General features: G+C 67.5%; 16 protein-coding genes. 8 read left to right on the top strand and 8 right to left on the bottom strand.

Annotated features, from left to right (window positions below; genetic code table 11):
- Window positions 1-350 precede the first annotated feature (350 nt).
- Entirely contained in the window at window positions 351-2456 is a 2106-nt protein-coding gene (locus ABE543_RS04195) for a phosphoglycerol transferase I (RefSeq protein WP_346475340.1), read from the bottom strand.
- Window positions 2457-2739: 283 nt separating this feature from the next.
- Window positions 2740-4383: an AarF/UbiB family protein gene (locus ABE543_RS04190; protein WP_227255316.1), complete on the bottom strand. Its 1644-nt coding sequence runs from the start codon at window positions 4381-4383 to the stop codon at window positions 2740-2742.
- Between the two features lie 210 nt (window positions 4384-4593).
- Between ABE543_RS04190 and ABE543_RS04185 the strand changes: the two genes are divergently transcribed.
- Window positions 4594-5520 carry a DUF808 domain-containing protein gene (locus ABE543_RS04185; RefSeq protein WP_346475339.1) on the top strand — a complete coding sequence of 309 codons (927 nt, stop codon included), beginning with the start codon at window positions 4594-4596 and terminating at the stop codon, window positions 5518-5520.
- A gap of 52 nt (window positions 5521-5572) precedes the next feature.
- On the opposite strand, the gene ABE543_RS04180 is transcribed toward ABE543_RS04185, so the two are convergent.
- On the bottom strand, window positions 5573-7111 hold the full coding sequence (locus ABE543_RS04180) for a diguanylate cyclase (protein ID WP_346475338.1): 1539 nt from the start codon (window positions 7109-7111) through the stop codon (window positions 5573-5575).
- A 105-nt stretch (window positions 7112-7216) separates the two neighbouring features.
- Between ABE543_RS04180 and ABE543_RS04175 the strand changes: the two genes are divergently transcribed.
- The 3 genes from ABE543_RS04175 (at window position 7217) to ABE543_RS04165 (ending at window position 9068) form a co-directional block, all read left to right on the top strand.
- On the top strand, window positions 7217-7852 hold the full coding sequence (locus ABE543_RS04175; protein WP_065174362.1) for an NAD-dependent dehydratase: 636 nt from the start codon (window positions 7217-7219) through the stop codon (window positions 7850-7852).
- Window positions 7852-8559 carry a YafY family protein gene (locus ABE543_RS04170; RefSeq protein WP_053519857.1) on the top strand — a complete coding sequence of 236 codons (708 nt, stop codon included), beginning with the start codon at window positions 7852-7854 and terminating at the stop codon, window positions 8557-8559. Before ABE543_RS04175 ends, ABE543_RS04170 begins: the two co-directional genes overlap by 1 nt.
- A gap of 122 nt (window positions 8560-8681) precedes the next feature.
- Entirely contained in the window at window positions 8682-9068 is a 387-nt protein-coding gene (locus tag ABE543_RS04165; RefSeq protein ID WP_065174364.1) for a VOC family protein, read from the top strand.
- Window positions 9069-9238: 170 nt separating this feature from the next.
- Here the strand turns inward: ABE543_RS04165 and ABE543_RS04160 are convergent, their stop codons facing one another.
- Genes ABE543_RS04160 through pdhA form a run of 4 tightly spaced genes read right to left on the bottom strand, consistent with a single transcriptional unit; the run spans window position 9239 to window position 13118 of the window.
- The gene (locus tag ABE543_RS04160; protein ID WP_053519855.1) at window positions 9239-10624 is read right to left on the bottom strand and encodes a dihydrolipoamide acetyltransferase family protein; all 1386 of its coding nucleotides are present in this window, start codon (window positions 10622-10624) and stop codon (window positions 9239-9241) included.
- Window positions 10621-10974: an SH3 domain-containing protein gene (locus tag ABE543_RS04155; RefSeq protein WP_053519854.1), complete on the bottom strand. Its 354-nt coding sequence runs from the start codon at window positions 10972-10974 to the stop codon at window positions 10621-10623. The genes ABE543_RS04160 and ABE543_RS04155 overlap by 4 nt, the downstream gene beginning before the upstream one ends.
- 1 nt (window position 10975) lies before the next feature.
- A complete protein-coding gene (locus tag ABE543_RS04150; RefSeq protein WP_053519853.1) occupies window positions 10976-12043 on the bottom strand; it encodes an alpha-ketoacid dehydrogenase subunit beta in 1068 nt (355 codons plus the stop codon).
- Window positions 12036-13118, bottom strand: coding sequence for a pyruvate dehydrogenase (acetyl-transferring) E1 component subunit alpha (pdhA, locus tag ABE543_RS04145; protein ID WP_277381156.1), 1083 nt, complete (start codon window positions 13116-13118; stop codon window positions 12036-12038). Before pdhA ends, ABE543_RS04150 begins: the two co-directional genes overlap by 8 nt.
- Before the next feature lie 335 nt (window positions 13119-13453).
- Between pdhA and ABE543_RS04140 the strand changes: the two genes are divergently transcribed.
- The 4 genes from ABE543_RS04140 (at window position 13454) to ABE543_RS04125 (ending at window position 17895) form a co-directional block, all read left to right on the top strand.
- On the top strand, window positions 13454-14329 hold the full coding sequence (locus ABE543_RS04140; RefSeq protein WP_053519851.1) for a tryptophan 2,3-dioxygenase family protein: 876 nt from the start codon (window positions 13454-13456) through the stop codon (window positions 14327-14329).
- Window positions 14330-14508: 179 nt separating this feature from the next.
- The gene (locus ABE543_RS04135; RefSeq protein WP_053519850.1) at window positions 14509-16008 is read left to right on the top strand and encodes an oligopeptide:H+ symporter; all 1500 of its coding nucleotides are present in this window, start codon (window positions 14509-14511) and stop codon (window positions 16006-16008) included.
- Window positions 16009-16024: 16 nt separating this feature from the next.
- A complete protein-coding gene (locus ABE543_RS04130) occupies window positions 16025-16624 on the top strand; it encodes a thioredoxin family protein (protein WP_053519849.1) in 600 nt (199 codons plus the stop codon).
- Between the two features lie 131 nt (window positions 16625-16755).
- Window positions 16756-17895: a hypothetical protein gene (locus ABE543_RS04125; protein ID WP_164151947.1), complete on the top strand. Its 1140-nt coding sequence runs from the start codon at window positions 16756-16758 to the stop codon at window positions 17893-17895.
- 43 nt (window positions 17896-17938) lie between these two features.
- On the opposite strand, the gene ABE543_RS04120 is transcribed toward ABE543_RS04125, so the two are convergent.
- Window positions 17939-18433: a MarR family transcriptional regulator gene (locus ABE543_RS04120; RefSeq protein WP_065174367.1), complete on the bottom strand. Its 495-nt coding sequence runs from the start codon at window positions 18431-18433 to the stop codon at window positions 17939-17941.
- Window positions 18434-18463: the final 30 nt, after the last annotated feature.

The following is an 18463-nucleotide window of genomic DNA, read 5'->3' as shown; positions in this document are numbered from 1 at the left end:
ACCGCCCCCCCCCGCCTTCTACAGATTTCCGCGATCTGCTGGAATTGCTTTTGGGGTCAGATCCGTTTTCTTCCGCAGAAAACGTATCTGACCCCAGATTGCTTTCGATATCTGACAGAAGTGTCGACCAAGGTCGACACCTACCCACACCTGCCGGAAACCGTCAGAGGTGGGGCGGTGTGGGTTGGCAGGACCGTTGGCGCCATGGATGGCGCCATCGAGCCCCCATGGATGGGTTTACGGCGTGTCCTGCCAACCTACACCGCCCCGCCATCCCACGGAATGCACGCTGTTGCTGTTGCCTTTGCTCCAGCTCGCAGCAGGTGCAGGGCGCAGCCCTGCAGAGAACCCTATCCCCGCGGTCGGCTGCGCGAGGGCACCAGCGCGAAGGTATCCACGGCCAGCTTCTCGGCGTGATTCAACCAGGCGCGGATCTCCAGATCGTCCACTTCATGATCCAGTCCGAAGGACACATTGATCTTGCCGTCGGCATCAGGCTGGACCCACTGCTGGGCCAGCACCACCTTGCGCTGCGATGACACGGCCTCGATCCAGAAACCGCGATCCGGGCGCGTGCTTGCCACCAGCTGAAGCATGTACTGGCCGGCGCGGGTGCGGCGGCCCTTCTGGGTGATCATGTGGGCCTGGCGCACGCTCGGGCGCGGTCCCTGGAACGCATCCAGCGGCGCGTCCACCGCGATGCCACCACGCAGGTCGTCGTCGCGGTACAGCTTGATGCCGTTGTCGCGGTTCACCAGCAAGGCGCACCAGTCGCCGTCGGCCGACCCATCCTCGAATGCGGTGCAGCGATCCACATAGGCCAGGGTGTTGTCCGGATCGGCATCGTCGAACTGGCGGGACGTGTTCTCCAGATACACCGACTTCAGGCCCCAGTCCTTGTCGTACTCCAGCAGGACCGGCGGCTGCACGTGCTGCATGCCCACCACCACCTGGTCGTCGTTGTCGATCCTCAGTTCGCGGGTCGGCTCGCCCAGCCACAGCGACCGGGCGAATGCCAGGTACTGCGGGTAATCGCGGCCGCCATCGCGACGCGCGGCGACGCTGGCACTGGGGGCACGCGTTTCGTCCAGCAGCGAGCGGCCGAAGCCCATCGTGCGCAGGCCCGGATCGAGCAGGCCCAGCAGGGTGGCGCCGGAGTCCAGCGTCGAGCCGTTCTCCGCCGCCAGCTGGCGCGGCGCCACGCCATCACCGAGGAACAGCAGCAGGTTCTCGCGCTTCTGCCTGGCCAGCACGTGGCTGAGATCGTTGGGCATCGCCAGATGGTCCGAGGCGATCACGATCAACGTGTCCTTGCCGTACGGACTGGCCTGGATGCGCTGGACCAGCTGCGAGATCAGGCGGTCGGTGCATTTGAGCGCGTTGAGCAGGCCGATGTTGCCGTACTGGCTCTGGTAGCGTTCGCCCTTGCACGACACCGGCAGGTGGCCTGCGGGATGGTGCGTATCCATGGTCAGCGTGGTCAGCATGAACGGTGCGCCGGCGCGCGAGAGCTGCTCGAAGCGCTGGTAGGCGGTGTCCAGCAGCACGTCATCGTGTACGCCCCAAGCAGAGTAGTGAATGCGCCCGATCTTCTTCTGCTGCTTGAACCACGCCAGATCATGTACTTCGTCGAAGCCGTGGCTGGCCAGGAACTGGCCCTTGCCGGCGAACTGGCCGTTGGCGCCGCCCAGATAATGGTTGGTGTAGCCCTGCTGCTTCAGGTAGTCGCCCAGGCACACGGCCTTGGGCAGGAAGCTGCCCATCCGGTCCATGCTGTTCTCATCGCCCTGCGAGGTGGTCAGCGGCACGCCGCACATCGATGCCACCAGCCCGGCGATGGTCCAGCCACTGCCTTCGGCCGATGCCAGGCCGCGCACATCCAACGACCTGGCGGCCAGACGATTGAGATTGGGCATCAACCCGGGAAACACGTTCTCGTCCAGATAAGTGCGTTCAAGACTTTCGCCGTAGATCCAGACGATGTTGCGCGGCCGCTGCAACGGCTGGGTAGGCACCTGGTATTCCGGCGCGATGCGCGCGAAATCAACCGGTCGCAGCTGCTGGTAAAGACGCTGGCCGTCGCGCGCCAGCGGACTGACCATGAGCGTGACCACCCATGCGACGGCGAAGCCGGCGAACCAGGCCGCACCCCGTCCGGGCCGATGCCAGAGGCGGACCCGCGTGGCGAACAGCGGTAGCAGCGAAACCAGGGCCAGCACGATGAAGCCGGCGATGTAGCCCTTGAAGTCGGCGACGCCGGCACCCTCCATGTCCGCACCCAGGTGGTACAGCGTGGCGGCGTTGAGTCCGTCACCGGAGAGCTTGTCGATCAGCCACCACGTGCTGAGCGCCAGCAACAGCAGTGAGAACGAACCGGCCTTCCACCACATCCATTTGTCGGAAGCGAGGAACAGCCAGACCAGCAGCAACAACGACAGCAGAAGGATCCAGAGCATAGGCGGCTTCGGCAGTGAACGGGGTGGTGCGATGGACGTCGTACCGACGCGTGTCCATCCGACCGGCGCTGCCGCTAGCATGTGTGCATGACAGGCCGATGACCCGATAGTGCATGCACGAACCTGACTGAAATGTTTGTTGATCGACCGCGTGCGGTAACAGCGCGATCAAGTAAAACGAGCGTGAAAATGCGCGTTGGATTGCATTAAGAACCGCATGAATGCGGCACTTCGGAGATGGACGTATGGCGCAGGTGCACATATCGCGCACCACGCACTCCGCTCATCGATGGCCGCGTTCCTCGCGTGCCCGCGCGCGCCGATCGAACAACAGCGCGCTGGTGACGATGCCCAGCCCCAACGCCACGCCGATCAGCATCAGCACCAGCGCGATCGCCGGGTAACCGAACACATGCCAGCCGGTATCGAGCTTCATCATCAGCGATGCGGCGAGAATCAGCGCTGCGCTGATGATGCCCGCCGCCACGCGGTTGGCGATCTTCTGCAGGTTCTCCATCAGCCGTGATTCCTCCAGCCCGGTCACCTTCATCTGCAGGCGGTTCTCGGCCAGCAGGGCCATGATGTCCGACAGCTTGCGCGGCCCATCGCGCAGCAGCTGCTGCAGCTCCATCGCCTCGCTGGCGAGGTTGGCGGCCGACAGCGACTTCTTCAGGCGCGCGCGCATCACATGCTGCAGCTGGCGCTCGACGATGCGGCGCGTGTCCAGTTCGGGCGCGAGCAGGCGGCAGACCGTCTCCAGGTTCAGCAGCGCCTTGCCCAGCAGGCTCAGTTCCGGCGGCGTACGCAATCCACAGGCCGTGGCGATGCGCACCATGTCCAGCACCACGCGTCCCTCGGAGAAGTTGCCGCTGGCGGCATAGCGCGCGATCAACTGGCCGGTCTCGCGCAGGTAACGCTCCTCGTCGAAGGCTTCCAGCCGGGTGCTGATGCTGATCAGATCGTCCGCCACTTCTTCGCCGCGGCCATCGACGGCGGCGAACAGGATCTTCAGCAGGCGCTCGCGCAGCCGCGGTGGCATGTGCGCGACCATGCCCAGATCGAAGATGGCGAGGCGACCATCGGGCATCACCCGCAGGTTGCCCGGATGGGGATCGGCGTGGATCTCGCCATGCACGAAGATCTGGTCCAGGTAGCCCCGGATCAGCGCGGCTGCCAACGGGTCCATCGACTGCTCGGTACGGCGTACGCCGGGTATCGCGTCCACGCGAACGCCGGTGGCCAGCTCCATGGTCAGCACGCGCTGGCTGCTGTAATCCCAGATCGGCTGCGGGACCCACAGGCGCCGGAAGGGCCGCAGATGGCGGCCGAAGCGGGCCAGGTTCTCGGCCTCGGCGTGGTAATCCAGCTCCTGCATCAGGGTCTTGGCGAACTCGTTGAGCCAGTCGCGCAGGCGCACCCGGCGGCCGACCTGGGTCAGGTGATCGGCGGCCAGAGCGAAGCTGCGCAACGCTTCCAGGTCCGAACGCAGCTGCGCGGCGACCTCCGGCTTCTGCACCTTCACCGCGACCTGCCGGCCGTCATGCATCACCGCACGATGGACCTGGGCGATCGAGGCGCAGCCCAGCGGCTCGGGGTCGAAGGCCGCGAACAGCTTGCTCACCGGTGCCCCCAGCTCCTGCTCGACGATGGCATGGATGCGTTCGACCGGAATCTCGGCCACCTTCTCCTGCATGCGCTCCAGTGCCGTGGCGAACTCCACCGGCACCATGTCTGGACGTGTGGACAGCATCTGGCCCAGCTTGACGAACGTCGGCCCCAGCGCTTCCAGGTCACTGACGAACTGCTCGGGATTGCCGTCGGCCGGCACCTCGGCCTGGCTGCCGGCTGCGTCCAGGTTCATGCCGGAGAACACCCCCGAATGACGGTAGCGCATCAGCAGGCGCAGGATCTGGCTGCGTCGGCTCATGCCTTTTACCAGCGGTGGATTGCCAGTGGCGGTGGGCGGATTGTTCAAACGGCACTCCTTGTGGACAACGACCGGTAGTGCCGGGCCATGCCCGGCGGAACGGGATCACCTCGCCAGTCTGGCCGGGGCAGGGTAGGCAAGCGGTGAATCCACTTCCTCCCGGGCCGTTGGATCGGTCAGAATCCGTCCATCCTCCCTCCTGGAACCCCCATGGCCGGTGCCAGCCTGTTTGCCCTGCTCGACGATATCGCGACGCTGCTCGATGACGTCTCGATCCTGACCAAGGTGGCCGCGAAGAAGACGGCCGGTGTGCTTGGCGACGACCTGGCGCTGAACGCGCAGCAGGTAACCGGTGTTTCTGCCAACCGTGAACTGCCTGTGGTCTGGGCGGTGGCCAAAGGCTCGCTGCTCAACAAGGTGATCCTGGTTCCGGCCGCGCTGGCGATCAGCGCCCTGGAAGCCTGGCTGCATGGTCGTGGCTGGAACGTGCCGCTGATCGTGCCCTTGATGATGATCGGTGGCGCATTCCTTTGCTTCGAGGGCGTGGAAAAGCTGGCGCACCGTTTCCTGCATTCGGCGGACGAGGACGCTGAGCACCAGGCCGAGCGGCGCAGGGCGCTGGCCGATGCGCAGGTGGACATGGTGGCGTGGGAGAAGGACAAGGTGAAAGGTGCGATCCGTACCGACTTCATCCTCTCTGCCGAGATCATCGTCCTGACACTGGGCGTGGTTGCCGCCGCCTCGTTCTCCCAGCAGGTACTCACCCTGGTGGTGGTCGCATTGGCGATGACGGTGTTCGTCTACGGACTGGTTGCCGGCATCGTCAAGCTGGACGACGCGGGCCTGTACCTCTCGCGCAAGGGCGGAGCGGTCGCAGCGTTCGGACGCGGCCTGGTCGCATCGGCGCCGTGGTTGATGAAGTTCCTGTCGATCGCCGGCACCGTGGCCATGTTTCTGGTCGGCGGCGGCATTCTGGTGCACAACGTGCCGGCGCTGCACCACGCGGTGCAGGCGCTCGGTGGCGAGGGCCAGTGGGGCTGGCTGATCGGCGCGGTTGCCAACATGGTGGTGGGTATCGTCGCTGGCGCCATCGTGCTGGCGGCGGTGACCGGCATCCAGAAGCTGCGCGGGAAGTAGCCGCGTCGCCGGACGGGCGGCGGTAGCGCCGGGTCATGCCCGGCGGAGCGCTTCAGCCCGCCTGCACGCGGTTCTTGCCCTGCCGCTTGGCCGCGTACAGCGCCTCGTCGGCCCGTCGCAGCAGCGCCTCGCTGTCATCGCCGGGCTGCCATTGCGCCAGTCCGGCACTGAAATGCACCGACACGCGCCGGTCCTGCACGGTCAGTACCCGATGCGCCAGTGAGCGCTGCAGGCGCTGCACGGTGGCCATGCTGTCCGCACCGGGGGTCTCCGGCAGCACCAGCACGAACTCGTCGCCGCCCAGCCGCGCGATGCCATCGGTGGCGCGCAGCAGCAGCCTGCACACGGCCACCATGTGCTGCAGCAGCGCGTCACCACCGGCGTGACCATGTGCGTTGTTGGTCTGGTGGAAGTCATCCAGATCGATCACCGCCACGCCCAGCGGCGTGTTGTTGCGTTCGGCGCGCGCCAGCTCGCGCTGCAGCAGTTCGTCCAGGCCCCGGCGGTTCAGTGCCTGGGTCAGCGGATCGATGCGTGCGAGGTCGCCGGCCATGCGCAGTTCCTGTTCCAGCTCGGCAATGCGTTGTTCAGCGCGCTCCACGTCCAGCCGTGCGGCAGCCAGGTGGTCGCGTGCCTGCGCCGCCTGCTGCTGCACTTTGCCGGTATCGCGCATCACCTCCTGCAGCAACTGGTTCAGATCGGCGATGCTGCGCGCCTCGCGCAGCTGCAGTGCGTAGCTGCCGATACGGTCATGGTATTCACCGGTGCTGGTGGCCATGCCATCCATGCGTTCGATGAAATCCCCCATCAGTCCGCGCATCGCCGCCTTGGAGTCGTCGATGCCCTGGCGCAGCAGGCCTTGCCGGTAGATCACCTCGCGCAGCTCGGCACGCGTTCGTTCAACGGCCTCGGCCTGCAGCGGGCCGGACAGCAGTTGCCGCACCGCCGCGATCTGGCCCTGCAGCCAGCTGCGATCGTCCAGCAGTTCGCTCACATTCTCCAGCAGCAGTGCGAACAGCTCCAGCAGCAGCGCCTGCTGTTCCTGCCAGCTGCCGGCACGCACGCCGATCTGATGGCCGAGCTCGCGCACACCCTGCTCGATCGGCTCCAGGGCGCTGCCCGGCTGCCAGTGGCGCAGGCGAAGGGACAGCGCCTGCGCCTGCTCGCGCAGGTCCGGGTCGTGCTGCAGCAGCGCCACTACCGCGCCGCCCAGCAGCAGGCGCAGCTGTTCGGACAGGCGCAGGCTGTCGGGCTGCCCATCCGGCGAATGCTGGTCGATGGTGCGGATGTACTTGTCGATCAGTTGCCGCATCGCCCGCCCGTAGCGTGGCCAGTCGGCGCTGGCCTGCGCGGACTGCAGGCGATCACCCATGTCGCCCAGTTCGCCCGGCAGCGTCGCCATGCCATTGGCGAACGCGGCCAGCAGCGGCTCCGGCGCATCGGCACCGGCAAAGAGCCGTTGCAGGCTTGCGCTGCTGCCGCCCTGCAGGACCACGCGCTCGCCCTCACCCGCGTCGGCAACCGCGCGCACGCGTGCCGGCGGACCGAGGGCGGTGCCGGGGGCGGGGCGCGGGTCGGGGTGGTCCGTCATGGAGCGAATCCTGGGGCTGGCAGGGTCTGGTTCCAGCATATCGGCGCGGCTGCCGATGGCTTGAACGGCTAGGATGGGCGACAGGATGCCGCACGGGAGGTGGTGATGCGCGTGATGTTGCTGGGGGCGACCGGCCTGGTCGGCGGGCTGACCCTGCCCGGGTTGCTGGACGACCCGCGCTGCAGCGCCGTGATCGCGCCCACCCGGCGTCCGCTGGCGTTGACCCATGGGAAGCTGGAGAACCCGGTGCTGGCCTTTGACGCGCTGCCGGCCTCGCCTGAGTGGGCGCGCGTGGACGCGGTCATCTGCGCGCTGGGCAGCACCATCGCCCAGGCCGGCAGCCGCGAGGCCTTCCACCGCATCGACCATGACTATCCGCTGGCGTTCGCCCGCCTCGCACAGGCACAGGGCGCGAAGACCTATGTATTGAATTCCGCCGCCGGTGCCAACCCGCAGTCGTCGATCTTCTATAGCCGGGTGAAGGGTGAGCTGGAGCGTGACCTGCGCGCGCTGGGGTTTGCTTCGCTGACCCTGGTGCGGCCTGGACTGATCGGCGGCGAGCGCACCGAGGTCCGTCGTGGCGAGCGTTTCGCACTGGCGGTGCTCGGTGCCCTGGGGCCGGCACTGCCGCGGGCATGGCGGATCAATCCAGCCGTCGAGATCGCCAGGGCACTGACCGGAGCCGCGCTGGCCCCGCAACCGGGTGAGCACGTGGTGACATCAAGCGCACTGGTCGGCTGATGTCGCGTGCGCTGCGCCTGACCCAGCTGCTGCAGCTGCTGCGCCGCCATCGACGGCCGGTGGCCGGACAGGTGCTGGCCGATGCGCTGGGTATCAGCCTGCGTACGTTGTACCGCGACATCGAGACGCTGCGCGGGCAGGGCGCTGACCTGCGCGGCGAGGCCGGCGTCGGCTACCAGCTCGCGCCGAGCGACACGCTGCCGCCGATGACCCTGCCACCGGCCGAGATCGACGCGCTGGTGCTGGGCCTGCGCTGGGTGGCGGCCCGCACCGAGCCGGCGCTGGCCGAGGCTGCCCGTGATGCGTTGGCGCGCATTGCGCATGTGTTGCCCACCGCTCGCCGCGAGGCACTGCGTGACAGCGGTCTGCGCGTGGGCCCTTCACGAACAGCGGCGAAGGTGCCGGCGGCCCGGCTCCAGGCGGTGCGCGAAGCCGTAAGCGCACAGCAGCGCCTGAAGTTCGGCTACGAAGATGCGCACGGCCAGCGCAGCGAGCGCATCGTCTGGCCCTTCGCGCTGGGCTACTTCGACGAAGTTCCGATGCTGGCGGCGTGGTGCGAGAGCCGCGAAGACTTCCGCCACTTCCGGCTGGACCGCATCCGGCAGGTGCGCGCGCTGGAGGATCGCTATCACGTGCCACGCGCCATCCTGCTGCGGCGCTGGCAGAAGGCCCAGGGCATCGCACCGGACTGGTTGGATCGTTCGTAGCATCGGGCTTGCTCGACGGCCTTCGAGCTTGGCGAACAGCGGGCGAACAATCGCGATGCTGCTGACAGAATCTGTCAGCAGGGCGGTACCACCATGAAGGCTCCCAACAACGGAGCGTCCCCATGTTCAGGCCCAGCACCCTGCTGCAGTACGCAAGCGATGTCGCTGCCAGCGCCGCCTTCTACAGCGGCATCCTCGGCACACCCCCCGTCGAGCAGTCGCCCGGCTTTGCCCTGTTCCTGCTCGGCGACGGCGCCGCGCTCGGCCTGTGGCAGCGCGATGACGTGCAGCCGCCGGTGTCCACGCAGGCCGGCGCCGCGGAACTGGCGATGGTGGTCGCCAACCCGGAGGCTGTACAGCAGATGCACGACGCGTGGCGCGCACTCGGCGTGCAGATCGTGCAGGCCCCGGTCACCCTGGAATTCGGGCATACCTTCGTGGGTGTTGATCCGGATGGGCACCGCCTGCGTGTGTACAGCCGCGCCGAGGGCCTGCCCGCGCGCGGTTGAAATGAGGGGAGCCGGTACCTGCCGGTTCCGCTGTTCCCGGATGTGGTTCCGCCCACCTTCGGTTGACCAGCAGGAAGCTGCCGAGCATGGGCTCGGCTCTGCCGTAGAGCGCGCACAAAAAAACGCCGGGCACTGCCCGGCGTCTTCTGTGTTTCAGAGGTGGTGGTCGATCAGCTGGCCAGGGCCAAGTCGTCCATCATCGCGCGCAGGAAGCGGGCAGCTTCGCCGCCGGTGGCTGCGCGGTGGTCGAAGGTGACCGACAGCGGGATGACCTTGTGCGCTTCCACGCCGCCCATCACCGGGGTCATCTGATGGCGGGCACGGCCGGCACCGACGATGGCCACGCACGGCGGCACCACGACCGGGGTCGCGTAGCGGCCGGCGAACATGCCGAAGTTGGACAGCGAGATGGTGTAGCCACTCAGTTCCGAGGCCGCGATCGAGCGCGCTTCCACCTGCTCGCGCAGGCGGTTCACGCCCTCGCGGATGCCACGGGCATCCAGCATGTCGGCGTTGCGCAGGGCCGGCACGAACAGGCCGTCGTCGGTGTCCACGGCGATGCCGATGTCCACCTGCGCGTGCAGGGTGCGGGTCAGCGCTTCGCCATCGAACCAGGCGTTCATCGCCGGCACCTTCTGCGCGGCAACCACGATGGCACGCACCAGGCGGGCGGTGACGTCGTTGCCGGGCAGCCAGGCATGGATGTCGGCGTCGTCGTTGAGCGTGGTCGGTACAACCTTGCTGTGCGCATCGGCCATCACCCGCGCCATGTTGCGGCGCACGCCCTTCAGCGGTTCCGGCTGGCCCTTGGCGACCACGCCCGGCGGTTGCGTGCGCATCGGCTTGCCCGCCGCAGACAAGGGGGTGCGGGTTTCGTTCTGTACCGGCGCAGACACCTGCGCCGGGGCCGGCGCGGCATAGGCCGCAGCGGCAGCCGGGGCCGGCGCGGCGCCGAGCTTGGCGGTGCCGTTGGCGGCGGCCTGCTTGACGTCGGCCATGGTCACCGCGCCATCGCTGCCGGTGGCGCGCACGCGGCTCAGGTCCACGCCCAGCTTGCGGGCCATCGCACGCACCGCCGGCACGGCCTTGACGCCACCGACGGCCAGCGCCTGTTCGGTGTGCACGGCATTGGAGCTCTGCATCGCGCCGACCACCGTGCCGGCGTCATCGCGCTCGGCCTTGGCGTCCTCGGCGGCGGCCGGTGCCGGAGTCGGCAGCGGCGGCGGGGTCGGTGCTGCGGCCGCAGCCGGTGCCGGCGCATGGCCGTGGCTGTGGCCGGTGTCCTGGCCATCGGCACGCTGCGGCAGGTTCGGGTCGATCTCGAAGCTGGCCAGCACCGAGCCGGTCGGAATGATGTCGCCGGCCGCACCGGACAGCTTCAGCACCTTGCCGGAGACCGGCGACGGCACTTCCACCACGGCCTTGGCGGTCTCCATCGACACCAGCGGCTCGTCCAGCTTGATCACATCGCCTTCCTTCACGAACCACTCGACGATGGTCGCGTCCGGCAGGCCTTCGCCCAGGTCGGGCAGGTTGAAATTCTTGGTCTGGCTCATTTGCAGTTCTCTTCCAGCAGTTCCAGTTCGCGGGCCGGCAGCCAGCCCGTCGCACCATTGGCGCGCTCGGACCACCACCATCCGCCGTGTTCGTGATGCAGCTTGACCATCTCGCCGCTTTCCACATCTAGCTCGCGGGCGTCGTAATCGCGCAGGGCTTCGGCGCGACCGTCGTCCAGCAGTTGCAGCCAGGCGACGGGCGCCCAGCCGGCGCGTCCATCGCTGGTGCGTACCCAGGCAAACGCCGGCCATTCCTCGTCACGTACGCCTACTTCGACGATCTGGCCGGTGCGGAACCGGAGCGGGTTGGGATACTGGCTGCGGTAAGCCCCAAGGAGGCGGGCCCGCATGTCAGCCTGCCGCCACCGCGCGCTTGGCCGCGGTCACGATCCGGTCCACGCTCGGCAGGTACTTCATCTCCAGGCGGAACAGCGGAATGTGGGTGTCGTAGCCGGTAACGCGCTCGACCGGGGCCAGCAGGTCGTACATCGATTCCTCGGCCAGACGCGCGGCGATTTCCGCACCGAAGCCCGCGGTCTTCGGGGCCTCCTGCACGATCACGCAGCGGCCGGTCTTGGACACCGACTCGGCGATGGTGGCGAAGTCCAGCGGACGCAGCGTGGCCACGTCGATGACTTCGGCACTGATGCCCTCGCCAGCCAGCTTGTCGGCCGCTTCCAGCGCTTCCTTCACCTGCGCACCCCAGGCGACCAGGGTCACGTCGGTGCCGTCGCGCAGCACGAAGCACACGTCCAGCGGCAGGGCTTCGCCGTCGTTGACGACCACTTCCTTGTACTGGCGGTAGATGCGCTTGGGCTCCATGTAGATCACCGGATCGGGATCGCGCATGGCGGCCAGCAGCAGGCCATAGGCGCGCTGCGGGCTGGACGGCAGCACCACGCGCAGGCCCGGCACGTTGGTGAAGATCGATTCGTTGGCTTCGCTGTGGTGTTCCGGCGCACGGATGCCACCGCCCCACGGCACGCGCAGCACCATCGGGCAGTGCAGGCGGCCACGGGTACGGGTGCGCAGGCGCGCGGCGTGGCAGATGATGTGGTCGACCATCGGGTAGACGAAGCCATCGAACTGGGCTTCGGCCACCGGCTTCATGCCCTGCGCGGCCAGGCCGACGGTGAGGCCGGCGATGGTCGTTTCATCCAGCGGGGTGTCGAGGATGCGCTGCGCACCGAAGCGCTGCTGCAGGCCGGCGGTGGCGCGGAACACGCCGCCGTTGACGCCCACGTCCTCGCCCAGCACCAGCACCGACGGGTCGTGTTCCAGCTCCCAGGCCAGCGCCTGGGTGATGGCTTCGATCAGGGTGATGGGGGTAGCGGTCATTGCGATGTCTCCACCGGCGACAGCAGCGCTGTCGGCGGCATTGGCCTGGGAAGCGGAAGCGCCCGTCTTGATGTCATCCATGGCGCTGCTCCAGGGCAATGGCGGCCGCGCGCTGGGCCAGAAGATCCGGCGGCGGATCGGCATACAGGTAGTCGAACATCGCCTCGACCGGCTGCACCGGGGTATTGAGGTACTGGTTCACTTCCTCGTCGACCCTGGCGCCGCACTGCTCCACCCAGGCCTTTTCTTCGTCCTCGCTCCACACGCCCTGGGCGGTGAGGTACTTGCGCAGGCGCAGCATCGGCTCACGGGTCCAGGCATCCTTCACTTCGGCGTCGTCGCGGTAGCGGCGCGCGTCGTCGGCGGTGGTGTGGTCGGACAGGCGGTAGGTCATCAGTTCCAGCACGGTGCCGCCTTCGCCGGCGAGGCCGCGCTCGCGCGCCTGTTCCATCGCCGCCAGCACCGCGATCAGATCGTTGCCGTCCACCTGCAGGCAGTGCAGGCCGCCAGCCAGGCCCTTCTGTGCCAGCGTTTCGGCGCCGGTCTGCGCCGAGCGCGGCACCGAGATGGCCCAGCCGTTGTTGACGATGCACAGGATCAGCGGCAGCTTGTAGGCACCGGCAGAGTTCAGTGCGGCATAGAAGTCGGTCTTCGAGCTGCCGCCATCGCCACACACCGCCACCGCGACCTGCTGCTCGTTGTTGAGCTTGAACTTCAGCGCGGCGCCCGCAGCGTGCAGGCACTGTGTGGAAATCGGCACGCAGAACGGGAAGTCCTTCACCGCATTGCCGGTGAAGTCGTTGCCGCGCTCGTCGCCGCCCCAGTACATCAGCACGTCGTACGGACGCACGCCACGCATGAACATCGCGCCGTACTCGCGGTAGCTCGGGCCGAGCACGTCGCCTTCGCGCATGCCGGCGCCGATGCCCACGTGCGCCGCCTCATGACCCAGGCAGGCGGCATAGGTACCCAGCTTGCCGGTGCGCTGCAGGGCGATGGATTTGCTGTCGAACGTGCGTACGTACAGCATCTGCTTGAACAGCGGCACCAGGACGCGCGGATCCTTCAGGGATGCGGGCAGGTCGTCGCGGACGAGCGTGCCGTCCGCATCCAGATACTGCAAGTATTCGATCTTGAATTCAGCGGCAACCGTCATCGCGTACTGCACCTTCGACAGAGAAGTTACAAATGATATGAATCGCCATGTTAAGGAACGCGTACGAAATAGCCTTCCTGCGGCGCAACACGGCGATTCCCCGTTGTACCCCTGCCGGCGGGTGGAGGGCCAATAACAACAACGTATTCAGTCGTTGCTGCATAGCATCAGAATACGCCTCCGGCTGACTGCCGGCGCAACGTCGCAAACGGTTCCACGCGCGGGCCCGCCATTGCCGGGTGATCCACGGCTCACCGCACGGCCCGGTATGGACCCTCCGGCTGCCAGCGCGGCGGCAACGCGCTACCCTTGCCGCCCCCGATCTGGTCCCGCCCATGTCCGTCGACAACAACCAACGCGATCTCGAAGCCGGCATCCACACCGACCTGCACGGCCGGCTGACCTACGGCGGCTACCTGCGGCTGGACCAGCTGCTCAGTGCCCAGCAGCCGCTGTCCAACCCGCCGCACCATGACGAGATGCTCTTCATCATCCAGCACCAGACGTCGGAGCTGTGGTTGAAGCTGCTGGGGCACGAGCTTGGCGCGGCCATCGGCTTCCTGCAGCGCGATGAAGTCTGGCAGTGCCGCAAGGTGCTGGCCCGCAGCAAGCAGGTGCTGCGCCAGCTCACCGAGCAGTGGTCGGTGCTGGAAACCCTGACCCCGTCCGAGTACATGGGCTTCCGCGACGTGCTGGGGCCTTCCTCGGGCTTCCAGTCGCTGCAGTACCGCTACATCGAGTTCCTGCTGGGCAACAAGAACGCGCAGATGCTGCAGGTGTTCGAGCATGATCCGGCCGGGCAGGCGCAGCTGCGTAGCGTGCTGGAGGCACCCAGCCTGTACGAGGAATTCCTGAAGTACCTGGCCCGCTTCGGCCACGCCGTGCCGGCGATGTACGAGACCCACGACTGGACCCAGCCGCATGTGGCCGACGACGCCCTGCAGCCGGTCTTCGAGCGCATCTACCAGGACACCGACCGCTACTGGCGCGAGTATTCGCTGTGCGAGGACCTGGTGGACCTGGAGACGGCCTTCCAGCTCTGGCGATTCCGCCACATGCGTACGGTGATGCGGGTGATCGGCTTCAAGCGTGGTACCGGAGGCTCGTCCGGGGTCGGCTTCCTGCGCCAGGCGCTGGAGCTGACCTTCTTCCCCGAGCTGTTCCAGGTGCGGACCACGCTGCAGGCCGCGCCCCCGCCGGAGCTGGGCTGATCCCCATTCATCCGGATCCCGGCCGGCGGCTGGATCGTTTCAGATGCAAGTTCAGCGAGCAGGCGGGCACCTGCCTCAAACGGCGTGTATTTGACGTGAACGCCACAAGTCGGTGATCCTCGCGCGTTGCTCCATTGCACATCGGACGTGCTCGTCATCCACCGAACCAGGAATCCCGCATGAGCGTAAACGCCACTGCGAACACCCCGGAGCCGGCGCTGCCGGACTTCAAGACCACGCTGGGCCACCCGCGCCCGCTGTGGATGCTGTTCATGACCGAGTTCTGGGAACGCTTTGCGTTCTACGGCATCCGCTGGGCCTTGGTGCTGTACATCGTCGCCCAGTTCTACAACGGCAACGCCGCCGGCGAGGGCGATGCCAGCCGCATCTACGGTGCCTACCTGGCGCTGGTGTACGCGGCGGCGATCTTCGGCGGCTACGTGGCCGACCGGGTGCTGGGCTACCAGCGCTCGATCCTGACCGGCGCGATCATCATGGCGGCCGGCCTGTTCATGATCTCGCTGCCGGAAGAGCATCTGTTCAAGCTCGGCCTGGCCACGATCATCGTGGGCAACGGCCTGTTCAAGCCGAACATCTCCACCATGGTCGGCAAGCTGTATGGCCTGAAGGACGAGCGCCGCGATTCGGGCTTCACCATCTTCTACATGGGCATCAACATCGGCGCGATGATCGCCCCGGTGCTGACCGAGTACCTGGCCCGCAAGGTGTTCGGCACTTCGGAAATGCCGTCGTACAAGGTCGTGTTCATCGCCTCCGGCGTGGGCATGCTGATCTCGCTGGTGTGGTTCTACATCGGCCGGGCCGGCCTGAAGGGCATCGGCGCACCGCCGGCCGGTGCCGAAGGCTTCGGTCGCATCGTGATGGTGCTGGTAGGCGCGCTGGTGGCCATCCCGGTCGCCTACTTCCTGCTGGCGACCGGCGCCACCGCGCTGGCCTGGATCCTGGGCGTGATGTTCGCTGCGCTGGCCGTGCTGCTGCTGGTCGAAGGCATCCGCGAGGGCAAGGTGCAGCGCGACCGCGTGATCGCCATGCTGATCATCTTCGCGTTCAACGTCATGTTCTGGATGTTCTTCGAACAGGCCGGCAGCTCGTTCACCTTCCTGGCCGAGAACATCGTCAACCGTGACTTCGGCAACTGGACCTTCCCGACCGCGTGGTTCCAGTCGGTGAACTCGGTGGCCATCATCACCCTGGCGCCGCTGATCGCCTGGATCTGGGTGGCCCTGGGGCGCGCCAACCCGTCCATCCCGCGCAAGTTCGGCCTGGGCCTGCTGTTCAACGGCGCGGCCTTCGCCCTGCTGATGTTTGCCCTGTCGCAGATGGTCGTGGACGGCAAGATCCCGTTCTGGACCCTGTTCATGGTCTACGTCATCCAGTCCGTCGGTGAGCTGTGCCTGTCGCCGATCGGCCTGTCGATGGTGACCAAGCTGGCCCCGGTCCGCCTGGTCGGCTTCGGCATGGGTGGCTGGTTCCTGTCCACCGGCATCGGCAACAACCTGTCGGGCATCTTCGCCGGCGCCGTCAGTGGTGAAGGCGGCATGACGATCGATTCGGCACTGAAGGGGTATACCTTCGGCTTCTGGGCCCTGATCGGTTCCGGCGTGGTGCTGTTCCTGATCGCCCCGCTGATCAACAAGCTGATGCACGGCGTCAAGTGATGAGAGGGTAGCTGGCATGCGTACGAAGCTCGGTGGTGCGATGGGGATGGTCTGTGCGGCGCTGATCGGCGCGTGTTCGCAACCCCCGCCACCCGCCGCCACCGGGCCGACGCAGCCACTGGATACCCGTCCCACCGAGCCACCGGTCGCTGACCCCAGCGAACCGGTGGCCTCGGGCAACACCCCGGTGGCGGCGGATATCGCCGCCATCGCCGGGCTCAGTGCACAGTTCGACCCGGCCCGCGACCCCGCCGACGATCTGGCCACCGCCAAGGTGGAAGCCCAGCGTGGCAAGAAGCGCATCATCCTCGAGGTCGGCAACGCCGGCTGCGACCGCTGTCATGCGCTGGACCAGATCGTGGAGGGGGATGGCGACCTGCGCCGTTTCCGCGATGCCCACTACGTGTGGGTGAAGGTCAACGAGAGCGACGAGAAGCCCAACAGCGCTTTCCTCGGCCAGTTCCCGGAGATGGGCCGCGACTACCCCTACCTGCTGGTGCTCGATGCCGACGGCACCCTGCTGGCACCGCAGGCAACGGCGGCAATGCGCAGGGGCGAGACCTACCTGCCGGCGCAGGTGATGGCCTTCCTCAAGCAGTGGGCGCCTGATCGGTAGCGCCGGGCCATGCCCGGCGGATGCGCGCGCCGTCACATTCCCAGCATCGCCGCCTCAATTTCATCGCACGCACGCCGTTACCGGCAAGGCTCCCGGTCGACCCGACGTCGACGCACCCTACCGGAACGCCCATGCACAGCGACCACGCCGAACGATTGCCCGATCCTGCCAGCAGCCTGGGCGAGGGTGGTGCTGGCGAGGGCGTGACCCTGCCGGCACAGGACGCACTGCTGGATGACGTCGGCATCGGCGACAGTGCCCCCGAAGCGGCCCCGCCGCACCATCGCCTGCCGCAGATCGCACTGCCTGACAACGTCGTGCTGAAGGGCGCGGTGCAGACGCTGGTGGAACAGAAATCGCGACTCGATGCGCTGGCGTCGCAGGGCCAGCTGGCCGGCCTGCTGCCGCCGGAATGGCAGGGCAACGGCGTACGCGCCATCGAGCTGTCCAACTTCATCCAGGGCGTGCTGCCGTTCCTGCAGCCGGGAGAACGTGGCGAGACCGCGGCCGCACGCCTGCCGGTGCGTCATGTGCTGGGCGACGACAGCCGTTGGGGCCTGCCGGATGTGGCCGAACCGAAGTCGCTGGCGTGGTACCTGGCCAGTGACGAACGCGCCACTGCGGGCGGCAGGGACGTGGCCGAAGCCTTTCTGGTCGGGGCGCTGGGCGTGGCGTGGATGCAGGAGGGGCGCAGCCGCGCGGGCTTCCTGCGTGCCGTGGGGCAGGACAGCCTGGCCGCGCGGGTGACCATGCTGGGCTATCCGGCGGCCACCGAGCTGGCGCTGTACAGCGTGGTCGCGCATGGCCAGTCGCAGGTCTGGTGCGTGCACGCTCGCCGTCGCATGCGTCCACTGGTCGCGCCATGGCTGAGCGTGCCGCTGTTGACGGCGTACGGGGTGCCCGCACCGGTGCCATGGCCGTCCGCGTTCCCGCCCGTGGACGCCGTTGCCGAGGCGCTGGCGACCGCGCGCCAGGGACGCGCGCTGCCCGAGGTGGATCTGGGCAAGGTGGTGGCGAAGATGGCCGAAGACGCAGCCGGCGAAGCATGGCAACCGGTCAGCCTGCTGCAGCTCAACACGTGGTCGCCGCGCTGGCATTTCTTCCTCGGCACCTTCGTCGGCGTGCCGTCGCTGCTGCTGGTGGCTGCCGCGCTGGCTCTGCCGGGGGCGGTCGAAGCGGCCACGGTTGCCGCGTCGCTGGGCTTTGCCGGTGGCGCGATCGGTGCACTCGCAGTGCCGTGGATCCATGCGCGGCGCAAGCACCTGAGCTGAACCGTGCTGTCCTGAGACCGGGGCCGAGCCCCGGCGGCACGCCTCAGACGCCTTCGCCCATCCGTTCCAGGCCATCGCCCGCCAGGCGCAGGATCAGCGTCTCCAGCAGCTGTTCCTCCTCCTCGCTCAGCACCGACATCAGCTTGCGGGTGATCTCGATCACCAGCGGCGCGATGGTCTCGTACACCTCGAAGCCCGCTGCCGACAGGGCCAGGACCGAGCGGCGACGGTCGTCGCCATGGGTCTCGCGCTTGATGAAGCCACGCTCGAGCAGGCGCGCCACCGCGCGGCTGACCGCCACCTTGTCCATCGCCGTGCGGTCGGAGACCTCGCTGGCCGACGACCCGGGATACAGCGCCAGGATGGTGATGACCCGCCATTCCGGAATGGCCAGACCGTAGCGATCACCGTACAGCTTGGCGATGTTGCCGCTGACCCGGTTGGACAGCACGCTCAGCCGGTAAGGCAGGAACTGTTCCAGGTCGAGCAGGACGTGCGATGCACGCAGGCGTGTCGAAGCGGGATCGGCGGGGCTCATGTTGCGGTGCACCTTGCTGGTGGTTTCAAG

Origin of the sequence: Stenotrophomonas sp. TWI169 (assembly GCF_039674705.1) — a bacterium.
Classification (GTDB): domain Bacteria; phylum Pseudomonadota; class Gammaproteobacteria; order Xanthomonadales; family Xanthomonadaceae; genus Stenotrophomonas; species Stenotrophomonas maltophilia_P.
The sequence above is the reverse complement of the archived record's forward strand: the minus strand, read 5'-3'. Positions and strand labels throughout refer to the sequence as shown.